This is a genomic window from Pseudomonas sp. SLFW (assembly GCF_009905615.1).
In the GTDB taxonomy this organism is placed as follows: Bacteria; Pseudomonadota; Gammaproteobacteria; order Pseudomonadales; family Pseudomonadaceae; genus Aquipseudomonas; species Aquipseudomonas bambusae.
The window spans coordinates 123985-139814 of record NZ_JAAAKW010000004.1; the positions used below are offsets into that span (position 1 = coordinate 123985).

15 protein-coding genes are annotated in these 15830 nt (G+C 62.2%); 13 read left to right on the forward strand and 2 right to left on the reverse strand.

The genetic code is table 11. From position 1 onward, the window contains the following. Positions 1-240: 240 nt before the first annotated feature. Entirely contained in the window at positions 241-834 is a 594-nt protein-coding gene (locus GVN17_RS08910; RefSeq protein ID WP_166594882.1) for a TetR/AcrR family transcriptional regulator, read from the reverse strand. 104 nt (positions 835-938) lie between these two features. Between GVN17_RS08910 and GVN17_RS08915 the strand changes: the two genes are divergently transcribed. The 3 genes from GVN17_RS08915 (at position 939) to GVN17_RS08925 (ending at position 3466) form a co-directional block, all read left to right on the forward strand. Continuing rightward, entirely contained in the window at positions 939-1691 is a 753-nt protein-coding gene (locus GVN17_RS08915; protein WP_166594883.1) for an SDR family NAD(P)-dependent oxidoreductase, read from the forward strand. A gap of 34 nt (positions 1692-1725) precedes the next feature. Then, the gene (locus GVN17_RS08920; protein ID WP_166594884.1) at positions 1726-2598 is read left to right on the forward strand and encodes an SDR family oxidoreductase; all 873 of its coding nucleotides are present in this window, start codon (positions 1726-1728) and stop codon (positions 2596-2598) included. Positions 2599-2740: 142 nt separating this feature from the next. Continuing rightward, positions 2741-3466, forward strand: coding sequence for an alpha/beta hydrolase (locus tag GVN17_RS08925; protein ID WP_166594885.1), 726 nt, complete (start codon positions 2741-2743; stop codon positions 3464-3466). Positions 3467-3632: 166 nt separating this feature from the next. Here the strand turns inward: GVN17_RS08925 and GVN17_RS08930 are convergent, their stop codons facing one another. After that, complete coding sequence (locus GVN17_RS08930; RefSeq protein WP_166594886.1) at positions 3633-4487, reverse strand: LysR substrate-binding domain-containing protein; 855 nt, start codon at positions 4485-4487, stop codon at positions 3633-3635. A 295-nt stretch (positions 4488-4782) separates the two neighbouring features. Here GVN17_RS08930 and GVN17_RS08935 point away from each other — a divergent pair, with 295 nt between their 5' ends. The 10 genes from GVN17_RS08935 (at position 4783) to metC (ending at position 15756) form a co-directional block, all read left to right on the forward strand. Beyond that, on the forward strand, positions 4783-5625 hold the full coding sequence (locus tag GVN17_RS08935) for a transporter substrate-binding domain-containing protein (protein WP_166594887.1): 843 nt from the start codon (positions 4783-4785) through the stop codon (positions 5623-5625). An 80-nt stretch (positions 5626-5705) separates the two neighbouring features. Further along, positions 5706-6500 (forward strand): transporter substrate-binding domain-containing protein, encoded by a 795-nt coding sequence (locus GVN17_RS08940; RefSeq protein ID WP_256665170.1) that lies wholly within the window; start codon positions 5706-5708, stop codon positions 6498-6500. 12 nt (positions 6501-6512) lie between these two features. Beyond that, positions 6513-7952, forward strand: a complete 1440-nt coding sequence (locus tag GVN17_RS08945) for an FAD-binding oxidoreductase (RefSeq protein WP_166594889.1) — start codon at positions 6513-6515, stop codon at positions 7950-7952. Further along, complete coding sequence (locus GVN17_RS08950) at positions 7949-9166, forward strand: aminotransferase class I/II-fold pyridoxal phosphate-dependent enzyme (protein ID WP_166594890.1); 1218 nt, start codon at positions 7949-7951, stop codon at positions 9164-9166. Before GVN17_RS08945 ends, GVN17_RS08950 begins: the two co-directional genes overlap by 4 nt. Next, the gene (locus tag GVN17_RS08955; RefSeq protein WP_166594891.1) at positions 9163-9915 is read left to right on the forward strand and encodes an amino acid ABC transporter permease; all 753 of its coding nucleotides are present in this window, start codon (positions 9163-9165) and stop codon (positions 9913-9915) included. Before GVN17_RS08950 ends, GVN17_RS08955 begins: the two co-directional genes overlap by 4 nt. Further along, a complete protein-coding gene (locus GVN17_RS08960) occupies positions 9905-10693 on the forward strand; it encodes an amino acid ABC transporter permease (protein WP_166594892.1) in 789 nt (262 codons plus the stop codon). Before GVN17_RS08955 ends, GVN17_RS08960 begins: the two co-directional genes overlap by 11 nt. Next, on the forward strand, positions 10680-11519 hold the full coding sequence (locus GVN17_RS08965; protein ID WP_166594893.1) for an amino acid ABC transporter ATP-binding protein: 840 nt from the start codon (positions 10680-10682) through the stop codon (positions 11517-11519). The genes GVN17_RS08960 and GVN17_RS08965 overlap by 14 nt, the downstream gene beginning before the upstream one ends. A 43-nt stretch (positions 11520-11562) precedes the next feature. After that, positions 11563-12159, forward strand: coding sequence for a cysteine dioxygenase (locus tag GVN17_RS08970; protein ID WP_166594894.1), 597 nt, complete (start codon positions 11563-11565; stop codon positions 12157-12159). Beyond that, entirely contained in the window at positions 12156-12812 is a 657-nt protein-coding gene (locus tag GVN17_RS08975; RefSeq protein ID WP_166594895.1) for a glutathione S-transferase C-terminal domain-containing protein, read from the forward strand. The genes GVN17_RS08970 and GVN17_RS08975 overlap by 4 nt, the downstream gene beginning before the upstream one ends. A gap of 202 nt (positions 12813-13014) precedes the next feature. After that, positions 13015-15756, forward strand: coding sequence for a cystathionine beta-lyase (gene metC / locus GVN17_RS08980; protein WP_166594896.1), 2742 nt, complete (start codon positions 13015-13017; stop codon positions 15754-15756). Positions 15757-15830 lie beyond the last annotated feature (74 nt).

The following is a 15830-nucleotide window of genomic DNA, read 5'->3' on the forward strand; positions in this document are numbered from 1 at the left end:
ATCGGCTGATCCGCCGCTTCGCGAATAAATTCGCTCCTACAGAGTTCCCTTTGCGCCGCTGATTCGGAGGCGTGACGCGTTCAAACTGTAGGAGCGAATTTATTCGCGAAAGATGGGTCAGGCGCCGGAGATGTATCGGCTGTTCCACCGATTCGCGAATGAATTCGCTCCTACAGTTTTTGAATGCTGTTGAGCCGACTGGCGACTTGACACAAAAAGGTCACTCAAAGCGAAACCGGATCAGTGCACGACAGGCTGATCTGGCCAGCCCATCATCGCGCGTCGGGCGTCGGCTTCCAGTTCTTCCCGAGGACTGCCGGCAGCGGCCTGCACGCACAGCCCGTTGAAGATCATCAGCATGTAACGCGCCAGCGCCTGTACATCCGCCTCTTTCGACAGGTTGCCCTTGAGCTGGCCCTGTTCGAAGCGCTCACTCATGAACGCCACGATGCGACCCCGGCGACAGGCCAGCGTGGCCGGAATGTCGCTGCTCGCGCTGGTGGCCAGTCCGGCCTGTACCAGCAAACACCCTGGCGGCTCGTCGCTGGCGGTCAGCCACTCGATCCCGCCGAACAGAAACCGTTCAGCCGCTTCCCGCGCCGTCGCTGCGTCGAGGATGCTGTCCCGGTAATGCTCGCGATGCAGGTCGTAGTGTTCGAGCACCGCATCGAACAGCCCGCGTTTGCTGCCGAACGCAAAATAAATGCTCGGCGCATTCAGGTTCATCGCCTTGGTCAACTCAGCCATCGAGGCGCCGTCGTAGCCCAGTTGCCAGAACACCTCCATGGCCCGATCCAGCACCTCGTGTTCGTCGAATTTTCGCGGTCTGGCCATTAGAGGGCCTCCTGTAATTTAGCGATCATTCTATTTAAAGCTTGACCCTGAATGCAAAGCCCTCGTAATTTATCGATCACTACATTACGACGACGAGGTGCAGCATGGGTCAATCAATGGCAGGCAAGGTGGCGATCATTACTGGCGGCAGTTCCGGTCTGGGGCTGGCGACTGCCAAGCGTTTCGTGGGGGAGGGCGCCAGCGTGTTCATTACCGGACGGCGTCAGGAAGAACTGGACAAGGCAGTGGCCGAAATCGGCGGCGACGTGGTGGCCGTGCAGGCCGACTCTTCGAAGCTCGGCGATCTGGATCGCGTGTTTGCCGAGATCAAATCGCGCAAGGGCAAGCTCGACGTGGTGTTCGCCAACGCGGGGATTCTCGAACGCGGCGCATTGGGCGAAATCACCGAAGGTTCGGCAGACCGGCTCTTCGACATCAATGTCAAAGGCCTGGTCTTCACCGTGCAAAAAGCCTTGCCGCTGTTGGTCGATGGCGGCGTGATCCTGCTGACCTCCTCGGTCGTGGCGAGCAAAGGCATGGCCGGTAACAGCCTGTACGCGGCGACCAAGGCCGCCATTCGAAACCTGGCGCGTAGCTGGATGATGGACCTCAAGGATCGTCATATTCGCGTCAACGCCATCAGCCCCGGCGCCATCGAAACCCCGGGCCTTGCCGGTGCGGCGCCAGATGCTGCCGGAGCGAAGGCGATGTTCGAACACTTCGGCTCGCTGATTCCTGCCGGTCGCGTCGGGCAGCCGGACGAAATCGCCAAGGTCGCGCTGTTCCTGGCCTCGGACGGTGCCAGCTACATCAACGGTGCGGACATCCCGGTCGACGGTGGTTGGGGCCAGATATGACGTCATTCCTTCGTTCACTCACAGGCGTTCTCTCATGAGCAAGATATTGGTCACCGGCGCTACCGGGGCTTTGGGCGGTTTGACGGTGCAGGCCTTGTTGCACAGGGTCAGCGCTGAGCAGGTGGTTGCGCTGGTGCGGGACGGTTCCAGGGCGGCCCATCTGCGGGATCAGGGCGTCGAAGTGCGCCAGGGCGATTATCAGGACCGCGCCTCGCTGCTGTCGGCATTCCAGGGCATCGATGCGCTGCTGTTGGTCTCTGCGGTGGCGTTCACCGACCGCCTTGCCCAGCATGTGAATGTGATCGAGGCCGCGAAAGCAGCGGGCGTCAGGCACGTGGTCTACACCTCCATCCAGCGCAAGCCCGGATCGTCGTTCAACATCGACGGCGTCACCGAATCTGACATCGCGACTGAGCAAGCGCTGAAGGACAGCGGCTTGAGCTACACGATTTTGCGTAACGGGCTGTATTTCGAAGCGCTGGGCTTTTTGTTGGGTGAAGACGTGCTGAACAAGGGCGTGCACGTTGTCGAGGGCGAAGGCAAAGGCGCACTGGTGACTCGCGGGGACCTGGCCGAGGCCAACGCGGTTGTGCTGACTCAGGCGGGACATGAGAACGCGATCTACACCCTGGGCGCCTCCGAAGCCGTGTCTTTTCGCGAGATAGCCACGGAGTTGTCGGCGCTTCACGATGAGCCGGTGGTTTATTCGCCGGTGTCAGCCGATCAGTTCGTGGCCGATCTGATCGACGCGGGTCTTCCGCCTGCGGTCGCCGAGTTTCAGGCGCAGTGGGAAATGGCCGTGGCTCACGGTGAGTTCGCGGAGGTGAGCGGCGATCTGGAGCGTCTGATCGGGCGCGAGCCTGTGGGCTACCGGGAATACCTGCGCGCCGCGTATGGCGTGAACTGACGCCCTGTTTGTCAGCCTGAATTCCACAGGGTTTTGCCGTTCAGACAGCAACCCGACAGCTTCTCCCCGTCGATGACGGGCTGACATCTCGATCATGCTGCGTATGATGGGCCCGACGTTTTTCTGAAAGGGCCCGTTTTCAATGATGAAGTTTTTCGCCGCGTTGCTCTGTGTGTTCACAGGCTTCGCCCATGCCGAACCCGCGTTGCTCACCGACCTGGCCCTGCCGTATCTCGCAGCGGCCCCCGCCGATTCCAAAGACAAACCCCTGATCATCTTCCTGCACGGCTACGGTAGCGACGAACGCGACCTGTTCGGGATCAAGGACGACCTGTCGGCGGACTACACCTACCTGTCAGTGCGTGCGCCGGGGGAGGTCGATGGCGGTGGCTACAAGTGGTTCACCCAGGACACTGATCAGGCCGAGTACGAAGGCGTGACCAGCGAAGTGGACAAGAGCACCGATTCCCTCAGGACATTCATCGAGCAGGCGACCGAAAAATACGGTACCCAGCCCAACAAAGTGATTTTGGTGGGCTTCAGCCAGGGCGCGATGATGAGTTATCAAATCGGCTTGCAACACCCTGAACTGGTGCGGGGCATCGCGCCGTTGAGCGGCAAGATACTTTCTGCACTCAATGCACGACTCAAACCCGACGACCGCCTCAAGCCGCTGAAAGTGTTCATCGGCCATGGCGCTGCCGACACCCGCGTGCCGTACTCGGGCGCCACTGAAGCGCAGACGGTGCTGGAGAATCTGCTGATCAATCCGGAGTTTCATGCCTACGCCGGGGCAGGGCACACCATCACCTCGGCTGAGGTGGCGGATTTGAAACGGTGGATTGAGGGGGTGTTGACCGCCCATTGATGACATCTGTAGCAGCACGGCTTGCCGGCGGTGGCGATCTTGAATTGCATGCTACCTGTAGGAGTGAGCTTGCTCGAGATGGCGTACAGTCAGTCACAGTTGATGTGTCAGACACTCAGCCATCGCGAGCAAGCTCACTCCCACAGGCACGCTGTGGATAATTTAGCTACAACCCCTGACTCCCCCGAATCAACTCATAGGCCCGCCGCGCCAGCGGGTTCACGGTGTTGGGCCGAATCCACAGGTGATACGTCACGTCGGGCATTCTCGGCAGCCCGTCGGCTTCCCCCAGCACGCGCATGTCCGGGCCGAGCATTTCCATGCTGCGCGCCGTCACCCCCAGTCCTGCTCTGGTTGCGGCCTTGATGCCGATCAGATTCGACGCCAGGTACGCCTGTCGCCACGCGATGTTCGCCCGTTCCAGCGCCTCGATGGCGTAACGCCGATAGATGCTCGGCTCATCCACCAGAATCAGCGGAATCGGCTCGCTCGGCACATGCTGGTACTGCGCCGAACAGATCCACCACACCGGCGAAGTCCTGAGCGCAAAGCCTTCCAGAGCGGGGTCTTCGCGGGTCGAGATCACCATGTCCACTTTGCCGCGATGCAAGTCGTCCATCAGAAACGGGCTGCGGCCCACGTCGATTTCCAGCCGCAGTTTCGGCGCGGAACGGGCGATGTGGCTGAGGATCGGCGGCAAGATTGTGTCGGCAATGTCGTGGGGCGAGCCGATGCGCAGCACGCCGCTAAGGCTGCTTTCACGCAGTGAATTGAGCGCGTCGTCGTTGAGCGAGAGCATCTGCCGGGCATGACGAAGCAACTGGCGACCGGGTTCGGTCAGTTGCTTTTGCCGACCCTGCTTCTGAAACAGACTGACGCCGATCTGCTGCTCAAGCCGTTGCATGTGTTGGGTCACCGACGACTGCGTGCGCGACAACTGCGCACCGGCCCCGGCGAAGCTGTGGTGATCGACCACCGCGACGAAAGTGCGCAGCAGTTCGAGATCGAGGGTGTCGGACATCGGGCATCTCGTGATCGGGTCGAAGTGCGGTCACCCGTGTGGGCGTCGTGTTACATCAATCGAAGTGCGTAATACATTACGGATTTTTATGGTTTTAAAAAGCCTTCCTGTAAAAAATTTCCGATAAGCTCAATAAAACCGCACTTATGCCGTTTTGATTTAACCGGCTAAACCAGAAAGTTATAACCATATTTGATATTTGCATTTCCGTTGTGGCATTCCCCTCCCTAGGATGCAGCCCATGACGAGGCGCTGACACAAGTGCCCAGCCGCTGACCATCTTGAGGGGACATCCATGCCGTACACGCGCTCGCCCATTACCCGTTTGCTTCCCTTGTTCGTCGGTGCGGTCGCCGCCCTCGGCGCCAGTTTTGTCGCTCAGGCCGACGCCACGCTGGACAAGATCGAGCAGCGCCACCGGGTGGTGGTCGGGGTATTGCTGTCGGGCGGCCCGTTCGGCTCCATTGATCCGAGTAACCAGAAACCCAAGGGCCTGAACGTCGACATGGCCGAAGACATTGGCCGTCAACTGGGCGTTGAGGTCGAGCTGGTGCCGGTGCTGCCTGCCAACCGCGTGCAGTTTCTGCAGCAGGGCAAGGTCGATTTGCTGATCGCCAACATGGAATGGACCGTCGAGCGCGGCCAGCAACTCGGCTTCGTGCCAACGCCGTTCTACCGCGTTGGCGGCACCGCTGCGGTGCTCAAAGACAGCAAGATCACCCGCTGGGAAGACCTCAAGGGCCAGCCGGTCTGCACTTCTCAAGGCAGCAGCTACGTCAAGCCGCTGACCGAATACGGCGCTGAGCTCAAAGCGTTCAAAAGCTCGTCCGAATCCCTGCTGGCCCTGCGCGGCAACAATTGCGTCGCCGCCGTGCACGACGCCACGCTGATCAACCCGCTGATCGCCGACAGCCCTGAATGGAAGGACTACCGCGCCATCGCCCCGGAGTTGAACCCGGCCCCGTCAGTGATCTGGACCCGCCCTGGCGAGACCGACACCCAAGCCAAACTCGACACCCTCGTCAAAGGCTGGCACCGCACGGGCTGGCTGATCGAAGGCGAGAAGCGCCACCACATCACCCCGGCCTCGCCAGCACTGGTCGAGCTGCATGACAAGTTCCAGGCCACAGGCGCCTGAGTCGTTTCCCTTTCAAGGCATTGGTTATGAGCACGCGTACTTTCGGCAAAACCCTGACCGCCCTCGGCCTCTCGATCGGCATGGCGATGGCGGCCACCCTGGCCCACGCCGATGCGACGCTGGACAAGATCCAGCAGCGCCACAAAATCAGCATCGGCGTGATCCTCAGCGGCCCGCCGTTCGGCACCATCGACCCGAAAACCGGTGAACACCTGGGCTATAACGTCGAGCTGGCCAAGGGCATCGCTCAGAAGCTGGGCGTGGACCTGGAAACTGTTTCCGTCCTGGCGCCCAACCGCGTGCAGTTCTTGCAGCAGGGCAAGGTCGACATCCTGATCGCCAACATGCAGTACACCGACGAGCGCGCCGGGATTCTCGACTACGCCCCGACGCCGTACGAAGAAGTCGGCGGCGCCGCGCTGATCCGCAAAGGCGCGGGCATCGCCACGTGGGAAGACCTCAAGGGCAAGCCGGTCTGCGTGTCCCAAGGCAGCAACTTCATCAAGCCGTTGCAGGAGACCTACGGCGCCGAGATCAAGGCGTTCCGCAGCCAGTCCGAATCGCTGCTGTCCCTGCGCGGCAACGGTTGCGTCGCTGCCGTTCACGTCAGCCCGACCATGCACGCGCTGCTGGATGACCCGGAATGGGCCGACTACAACATCCCGCTTGCCAACGACCTGATCCCGTCGAAATCGGTGATCTGGGTGCGCAAAGGTGAGCACGACACCCAGGCGAAAATCGACGCGATCATCCGCGACTGGCACCGCAGCGGCTGGCTGATCGACGTCGGTCAACGCACCGGCATGGCCCCGTCTCAAGCCCTGCGCGACATGCATGAGCAATTCCGCAATGCCGCGCCACTGGCTGCGCAATAACCGAGGCTTGCCATGAGCAGCGACCTGTTCCAGACCTTGCAAAGACTGATCGGCGCCGACTACGTGCAGCCGGGCACCGACTCGACCACGCAACTGACCGACAAACAGGGCACGTACGTCGGCAAGGCACTGGCCGTGGTGCGCCCGGCCAATACCGAAGAAGTGGCGGCGGTGGTGCGGGCCTGTGTCGCCCGTACAGCGCCGATTGTGGTGCAGGGCGGCAACACCGGGCTGATGGGCGCTGCAACGCCCGACGCCAGTGGCCGTTCGGTGCTGCTGCTTCTTGACCGGCTCAATCGCGTACGTGAGGTCGACACGGATAACGACACCTTGACGGTCGAGGCAGGCTGCATTCTGCAAAACGTTCAGGACGTGGCGCGCAAGGCCGGGCGGTTGTTCCCGTTGAGCCTCGGCGCGGAGGGCAGTTGCACCCTCGGCGGCAACCTGGGCACCAACGCGGGCGGCACGGCGGTGCTGCGCTACGGCAACACCCGCGAGCTGACCCTGGGCCTGGAAGTGGTGACCGCCGAGGGCGAAATCTGGAACGGCCTGCGCGGTCTGCGCAAGGACAACACCGGCTATGACCTGCGCGATCTGTACATCGGCAGCGAAGGCACACTCGGCATCATTACTGCTGCGACCCTGAAACTGTTCCCGCTGCCCAAGGCCCAGACCACAGCGTTTCTGGCGTTCGATTCACTGGCTCAGGCGGTGAGTTTTCTCTCTCACGCCCGTGCCGGTTTTGGCGCAAGCCTGACGGCGTTCGAATTGCTGACCGCCGATTGCCTGACGCTGTTGCGCGAGCAGTTCCCCGACGGCCCGCAAGCCTTCGTCGATGCGCCGCAGCCCTGGTTCGCCTTGCTGGAGCTGTCGGATAACCACAGTGAAGCCCATGCGCGTCAGGCGTTTGAAGAGGTGTTGGGCAGCGCCTTCGAAGAAGGGCTGCTGGCCGATGCGCTGATCGCTGAAAGCCTGGCCCAAAGCGAGGCGTTGTGGCTGCTGCGCGAGAACATGAGCGATGCGCAACGTCGGGCCGGTCGCAACATGAAGCACGACATCTCGATCCCGATCTCGCGCATCGTTGAGTTCGTCGAGCACACCGACGCCTTGCTGCAACAGCATTTTCCTGGCGTGCGCAACTTCACCTTCGGCCATCTGGGCGACGGCAACCTGCATTACAACGTCGCCCACCCCTTGAACTCCACGGTCGAGGCGCACATGGCGCGTTACGCCGAACTGAGCGAACTGGTGCACGACAGCGCCCACGCCTTCGGCGGCTCGATTAGCGCCGAGCACGGCATTGGCCAACGCAAGCGAGCGATGCTGCCGCGTTACAAAAGCCGCGTCGAACTGGACCTGATGCGCCGCATCAAGCAGGCCCTCGACCCCCTCAATTTGCTCAACCCGGGCAAGGTTCTGATCCCCATCGACAGCGAGAGTAATCCTTCATGAGCGTTCGTCTGTCCCAACGCGTGCAGCGCGTTTCCCTGTCTGCCAACGCCGCCGCCAAATCCCGCGCCACCGAGCTGCGTGATGCCGGTCGCGACATCCTCGACCTGACCACCGGCGAGCCGGATTTTGATACGCCTGAGCACATCAAACAGGCCGCCTACAAAGCCATCGACGGCGGCGCCACCAAGTACACGCCGACCCCCGGCGTGAAGAAACTGCGCGAGGCCATCCAGCGCAAACTTCAGCGGGAGAACCGTCTCGACTACGCACTGCCCTCGATTGTGGTCGGCAACGGCGCCAAACAGATCATCTTCAACGCTTTCGCTTCGACCCTGGATGACGGCGATGAAGTGCTGGTACCTGTGCCGTACTGGCCGTCGTTTCCGGACATCGTGCGGGTCAACGGTGGCGAGCCGGTGTTCATCGAATGCGGCCTTGAACAGGGCTGCAAACTGACCCCGCAACAGCTGGAAAACAGCATCAATGAGCGTACCCGTTGGCTGATCCTCAACGGCCCCGGCAACCCCAGTGGCGCGGTGTACAGCGAGGCGGAACTGCTGGCGCTGGCCGAGGTGCTGCGCCGTCATCCTCAGGTGCTGGTGCTGCTGGATGAGCTGTACGAACACATTCGCTTCGACGGCAATCCGCCGCTGAGTCTGCTCAACGTCGCGCCCGATCTGCAATCCCGTGCCTTGCTGGTGGGCGGGGCTTCGAAGACCTACGCCATGACCGGCTGGCGCATCGGCTTTGGTGCCGGCCCCAAGGAACTGACCAGCGCCATGACGGTGATTCAGTCGCAATCGACTTCCGGCGCCTCGTCGGTCGGCCAGGCGGCTGCGCTGGCGGCATTCGAAGGCGGGCTGGCGTTTCTGCCGGAGCAGGTTCAGGCCTATCAGCAGCGTCGTGATCTCTTGATCGCGACGCTGAGCGAGGTGGACGGGCTGGACGTGCTCACGCCGGAAGGCGGCTTTTTCGTCTTCGTGCGCTGCGCCGGTTTGCTGGGGCGCATTCGTCCCGATGGCCAGCGCCTGAAGGACGACGGCGACGTGGTTGATTACCTGCTGGAGCAGGGCGTCGCAGGCGTGGCGGGTAGCGCGTATGGGCTGTCGCCGTGGTTCCGCCTGTCCATCGCCACCGCCACCAGCAGCGTGATCGAAGCCGGGCGCCGGATCGCCGATGCCTGCGCACAGCTGCGTGTCGAGGCGCTGGCATGAGTCATTGGTTGGCCCCCGATGAATGGCTAACAGGCTTCGTGCAGTGGACGGCCAGGTTCGGCCTGAACTACAGCTTTCTGCTGGACGCTTATCAGCGCGGTTCGATGGTCAACGGCGCGCTGACGACCGTGTTGCTGTGCCTGTTCACCATCGTCGGCAGCCTGCTGGCCGGCGTCGGGCTGGCGGCCATGCTGACCAGCGGCAAGCCCTATCTCGCCAAGCCTGCGCGGGTGTTCATCGAAGTCACCCGCAACACGCCGACACTGGTGCAGCTGTACTGCGCGTTCCTGGTGTTGAACATGCTCTTGACCCAGGCCGTGGGTGCGGCGAACCCGCTGACGCCGTTCGCCTGGGTGGTGATCGTGATCTCGCTGCACAAGGGCGCGTTTCATGCCGAGGCCCTGCGCGCCGGGATCGAAGCGGTGCCTGCCGTGACGCTGGAAGCGGCGAGTTCCCTGGCTTTCAGCAGCCGTCAACTGCTGTGGAATGTACAACTGCCGCTGGCCCTGCGCTTCGCCTTGCCGTCGCTGATCAACAACCTGATCGACCTGGTGAAGATGACCGCCGTGGCCTCGGCCATCGCCGTGGGCGACATCACGTACGCCTCGATCATGATCTGGACTCAGAGCGACAACGTGCTGGAACTGATGATCCTGTTGCTGACGTTTTTCGGCCTGCTCAGCTTCATCGTCAACTGTGTGGGCCGCGCCCTCGAAGCCAAATTGAGGATGCCCGGTTATGGCCATTGAATCGTCCGCGACCCTGCCGCTGTCCTGGCCCCGGCGTCATCCGGGCAAACTGGTGCTGGTCGCTGCGTTGTTGGCGTTCCTGATCTTCGGCGCACCCAAAAGCCCGGTGTTCGCCGCGCTTTACGAGTGGTCGCCCGCACTGGCCGTGGGCTTCGGGCAGAACATTCTGATCAGCCTGTTGGCCATTGCCATCGGCTCGGTATTGGGCCTGTTAATCGGCGCGCTGGGCGTGTCGCCGCTGTGGATCACGCGGCTCCCTGCGCGAATCTGGGTGCAGGTGTTTCGCAACGCGCCATGGCTGGTGCTGATCTATTTCACCACCTACGTCTTTCCGTTCGAGCTGCACATTGGCAAATCGTGGATCGCCTTTCCCGACTGGGTGAAAGTCACCATCGGCCTGGCGCTGCCCGCCAGCGCCAACGTTGCGGAAATCTTTCGCGGGGCCATCGGCTCGATCCCCAGCACCCAGTGGGAAGCCTCGCGTTCGCTGGCGTTCACCCGTGGGCAAATCTTCCGTTCGATCATCCTGCCGCAGTGCTTCAAGCGCATGCTGCCGCCGTGGATGAACCTCTACGCGGTGATCACCATGGGCACCGCGCTGGCCTCGTTGGTGGGGGTGCATGACCTGATCGACACCGCGCAGATCGCCAGCAATACGGTCAACCGCACGGGCTTTACGGTACTGATTTACTTCAGTGTGCTGGCGCTGTTTTTCACCTATTGCTACCCGATTTCCCGACTCACTCAATTCCTGGAGCGACGTTATGCCTTCTCCTGAAACGCGCGCCGAGCAACCCCTGATCAGCCTGCGCGACATTCATCTTTCGTTCGGCAGCAACCGCGTGCTCAAGGGCATCGACCTCGACGTGCAGCGCGGCCAGGCGGTGTCGATCATCGGCCCGTCGGGCTCGGGCAAGTCGACGATCCTGCGCTGCATCACCGGCCTGTTGCAGCCCCAGCGCGGCACGATTCGCGTGGGCGACACCGAGGTGCACACGCTGGCCAACGAGGCGCAGCGCATCCAATTGCGCAAGCGCGTGGGGTTCGTGTTTCAGCAGTACAACCTGTTCCCGCACTTGTCGGTGCTGGAAAACCTCGTCATCGCGCCGCGAAAGGTGCTGGGGCGCAATTCGGTGGACGCCGAGAAAGAAGCCCGCGCCTTGCTCGCCAAGGTGCGCATGGAACACAAGGCCGATGCGTATCCGGGGCAGTTGTCCGGCGGCCAGCAACAGCGGGTGGCGATCGCCCGCGCACTGGCGATGCGGCCCGAGCTGATCCTCTTTGATGAAGTGACCTCGGCGCTGGACCCGGAAACCGTGGGCGAAGTATTGACGGTGATTCGCGAGCTGACCGAAGAGGGCATGACCTGCGTGCTGGTGACCCACGAGATGCGCTTCGCCGAGGACATCAGCGACGTGGTGTATTTCACCGAAAACGGCCTGATCGTCGAGCACGGCAGCGCCGAACAGATTTTCCAGCGCCCCACCAGCGAGCGCACCCAGACCTTTTTGCGCCACGCCCTGGGCGATGCCGGACGTCGTCCGGTGGCCAGCGGCGACCCGTTTCTATTGAGCAATATCAGCCGGTACAGCCTGTCGGTTTGACGGGCCGCGACTGGCGATCAATGACTAATAAAAGGAGCACCTGATGAGCATCGAAACCCGCAGCCCCGTGATCGAAGATTTCCTTCAGAAAATCCGCGTCATTCACCAACGCGGCGTGGACCGCGCAGCGCTGAAAGAAATCGTCAGCCTGCTGGAAGGCCTGGCCGAACGTCACGACCTGTTCAACTTCGACACCTTCCCGGCGCCGGTTCCGGGGGAGGGCGACACTGCGTTTCGTTATCGCCTGAACGACGACGGCGAGACGCCTACGCTCTACATGAACTCGCTGCTGCCGGGCAAAAGCACGTTGCCGCACAACCACGAAACCTGGGCGGTGATCGTGGCGGTGCAGGGTCAGGAGATTAACTACGTCTGGGCCCGCACCGACGATGGCAGTGACCCGACGTTCGCCAGGCTGGAGCTGGAAAAGGAAGTCGTGGTGCAACCGGGCACGTCGATCAGCTTCCTCGGCGAGGACCTGCACGGCATCAAAGTCGACGGCGAAACCCCGACCCTGCATTTCCACCTGTACGGCCGTCCGCTGGAGTCGCTGAACGGGCGTTACGGCGTCAACACCGAAGGCAAGGTTCTCAACTACAACGCTTCGCAAATGGCGCCGTCCATCAAGGCCTTCGCATGATCGACCTCTACTACTGGCCCACCGGCAACGGCCTGAAAGTCGGCATTCTCCTCGAAGAGCTCGGGCAAGAATATCGACTGTTGCCCATCAACATTCGCACCGGCCAGCAGAAGCAGGATTTCTTCCAGAAGATCAGCGCCAACGGGCGGATTCCGGCGATTGTCGATCATTCTCCTGTGTCCGCGGGCGAGCCGCTGAGCCTCTTCGAATCCGGGGCTATTCTCAATTATCTGGCGAACAAGGCCGGGCGTTTTCTCCCGCCAGAAGGTACCGCGGAGCGCCAGCGCGTGCAGGAGTGGCTGTTCTGGCAGGTGGGGCATGTCACGCCGTACCTGAGCCAATGGCAGGTGTTCAGGGAAAAGGCGCCGGAGCCGATTCCATTCGCCCTCGACCTGCTTGGCGCTGAAGCCGCGCGGTTGTATGGCGTGCTGGAAAAACGCCTGGGTGAAGTGCCGTATGTGGCGGGTGATTATTCGATTGCCGACATCGCGATCTTCCCGTGGATTCAGCCGCTGCGTCAGGGCCAGGACCTGGCGGATTACCCGAACATCCACGCCTGGCGCGAACGCATCAAGGCCCGACCAGCCGTACAACGTGCGTACGAGAAGGGCCGGGAAGTGGCGGCGGGCGAGAAGTCGTTGGTGTTGCAGTAACCCCACCCCTGTCCCTGTAGGAGCGTGGCTTGTCCCGCGACCGGCGACGAAGTCGTCGTAAATCTGTTGAATTCGGCTCATCTGACACGGCCGGGTGTATGGATTTGCGACTGCTTCGCAGCCGGTCGCGGGACAAGCCGCGCTCCTACAAGGTCGCGTTAGTCACAAGACCAAGCCACACGACAGAATCACGAGAACCCCCATGAGCCAAAAAGTCACCCCGCACCACCTGCAAACCTGGCTGTTCGACGGCCAGGAAATCGCCCTGTTCGATGTGCGAGAGCACGGCCAGTACGGCGAAGCGCATCTGTTTCACGGGGTGAACGTGCCCTACAGCCGCCTTGAACTCGAAGCCCGCCGTCTGGCGCCCAACCCCAACGTGCGTCTGGTGGTCTACGACCAGACCGGCAATGACATTTCGCGCAAGGCCGCGCAGCGTCTGGAGACGTTAGGCTACCGTCGCGTGCACGTGCTTGAGGGCGGCGCCGACGGTTGGCAGGCGGCGGGTTTGCAATTGTTCGCCGGGGTGCATGTGCCGTCCAAGGCGTTTGGTGAGTTGGTGGAAGAGGCCAGTCACACACCGCACATCAGTGCCAACGAGCTGGCGGAGTGGCAGGCCAAAGGTGAGCCGCTGGTGGTCCTCGATGGCCGCCCGTTCGACGAATACCGCAAGATGACCATTCCCGGTTCCATCTGCTGCCCGAACGGCGAACTGGGCTATCGCCTGAAAGACCTGGTGGCGGATGACACCACCCCCATCGTCGTCAATTGCGCCGGTCGCACCCGCAGCATCATCGGCGCACAGACCCTCATCGACCTCGGCGTGAAGAACCCGGTCTACGCGCTGGAAAACGGCACGCAGGGCTGGTACCTCGCCGATCTGCCGCTTGAACACGGCAGCGCGCGGCGCTATCCGGACGTATCGCCCACCGCGTCGTTGGCCCCGCAGCGCGACGCCGCGCTACAGCTGGCTAAACGTGCCGGTGTGCAAACGGTCAAGGCCGAGCAGGTCATCGCGTGGTCGCAGGACCCGTCACGCAGCCTGTTTCTGGGCGATGTGCGTACGCCGGAAGAGTTTGCCCTCGGCAGTTTGCCGGGTGCACAACACACGCCTGGCGGGCAGCTGATTCAGTCCACTGATCTTTATGTCGGGGTGCGCGGGGCGCGTCTGGTGCTGCTCGACAACGACGGCGTCCGTGCCCCCATCGTTGCCAGTTGGCTACGTCAGTTGGGGCATGAGGCCTATGTCCTGGAAGGCGGTTTGCAGAGTGGCCTGGCGTTGCCGGTCAGGGCTGAGTCGTATGCGCCGGCGTTGCCTGAAATCAGCGCGGCGGCTTTGCAGGATGCGCTGCGGGACGACACCGTTGCGCTGATCGATCTGCGCAGCAGCATGGCCTATCGCAAAGCACACATTGCCGGGTCGGTGTGGTCGATTCGCACGCGCCTGGCGGATGATCTTGCTGCTCAGACCCAGCCGATCGTCCTCGTCGCAGACGATGCAAACCTCGCCGCCATCGCCACCTTTGAGCTGCCAGAATCGCAACGTCAGCACGTCCGCTGGCTGGATTTCAAAACCTGGCAGGCAGCGGGTTTTGCGCTGGCCGAAGATGCCTGCAATCCAGCCGACGAGCAGTGCATCGATTTCCTGTTCTTCACCCATGATCGCCACTCGGGCAACAAAGACGCCGCACGCCAATACCTGGCGTGGGAAATCGGCTTGCTGGGGCAGATGACAACGCAGGAAATTGCCACCCTCAAGCCCTTGGCATCCAGCGCAAACGAGAACCGGGTGCGCACGCGCCTGATCCACGCCGCCCGAGGGGAAAAGGGCAGCGGCGTGCGCTGGGTCAACCCGTCCGTGTCCCGCATGAGCACCGTGTTGTTCGACAGCCTCGGCGACATGCGCGACGCGCGCAAACGCCGCGACACCGAACGCGTGCTGACCTACGGCGCGCGGGGCAATCCGACGGCGTTCGAGCTGGAAGATCTGGTCACGGAACTGGAAGGCGGCTATCGCACGCGCCTGTTCAGTACCGGACTGGCAGCCGTCGCGCAGACCTTTCTGGCGTACCTGCGCCCCGGCGATCACGTGCTGATAACTGACGCGGTGTACTCGCCGGTGCGGCAAGTGGCCGAGGAGTTCCTCAAACCGTTCGGCATTCAATACAGCTACTTCAATGCCGACGGCAGCGGGCTGGAAGGCAAACTGCAAACCAACACCAAAATGGTCTATGCCGAGGTGCCCGGTTCACTGTTGTACGAACTGGCCGACCTGCCGGCCATTGCCACGCTGTGCAAGGCGCGGGGAATTTTGCTGGCGGTGGATAACACCTACGGCTCGGGCTACCAGTACCGACCGCTGACACTGGGCGCGGACATTTCCATCATGGCCCTGACCAAATACCTGTCAGGGCACAGCGACGTGGTGATGGGCAGCGTCTGTACCACCCAAGCCGTCTGGCAACCGTTGGCCGTCATGACGGACACCTTCGGCAGCGTCGTCAGCCCCGATGACGCTTACCTCGTGCTGCGCGGCGCCCGCACCCTCGCCACCCGGCTGGACGCCCATCAGCGCCAGGCCCTGGAGGTCGCGCGCTGGCTTCAGCAGCATCCTCAGGTCAAACGCGTCTTCCACCCGGCGCTGCCCGATCATCCGAACCACGCCCTGTGGAAACGCGACTTCACCGGCAGCAACGGCCTGCTCACCTTCGAACTGGCTGACAACGATCCCACCTTGCAGGCGCCGTTCATCGAAGCCCTCAACCTGTTTGGCCTTGGCGCGTCGTGGGGCGGTTTCGAAAGCCTGATCATCCCCGCCAACGTCCACGACCGACAGAACGCTACCGACAAGACCCTCAACCCGCTGCTGAGATTGCACATCGGGCTGGAGGACGTCAGCGCGTTGATCGAAGACCTGGAAAGAGGGTTTGCGGCGATTCGGTGATTTTCACAATACAGCGCAGCTCATCCTGTGGGAGCGAATTCATTCGCGAACAATGGACCAGCCGATAGAGATGC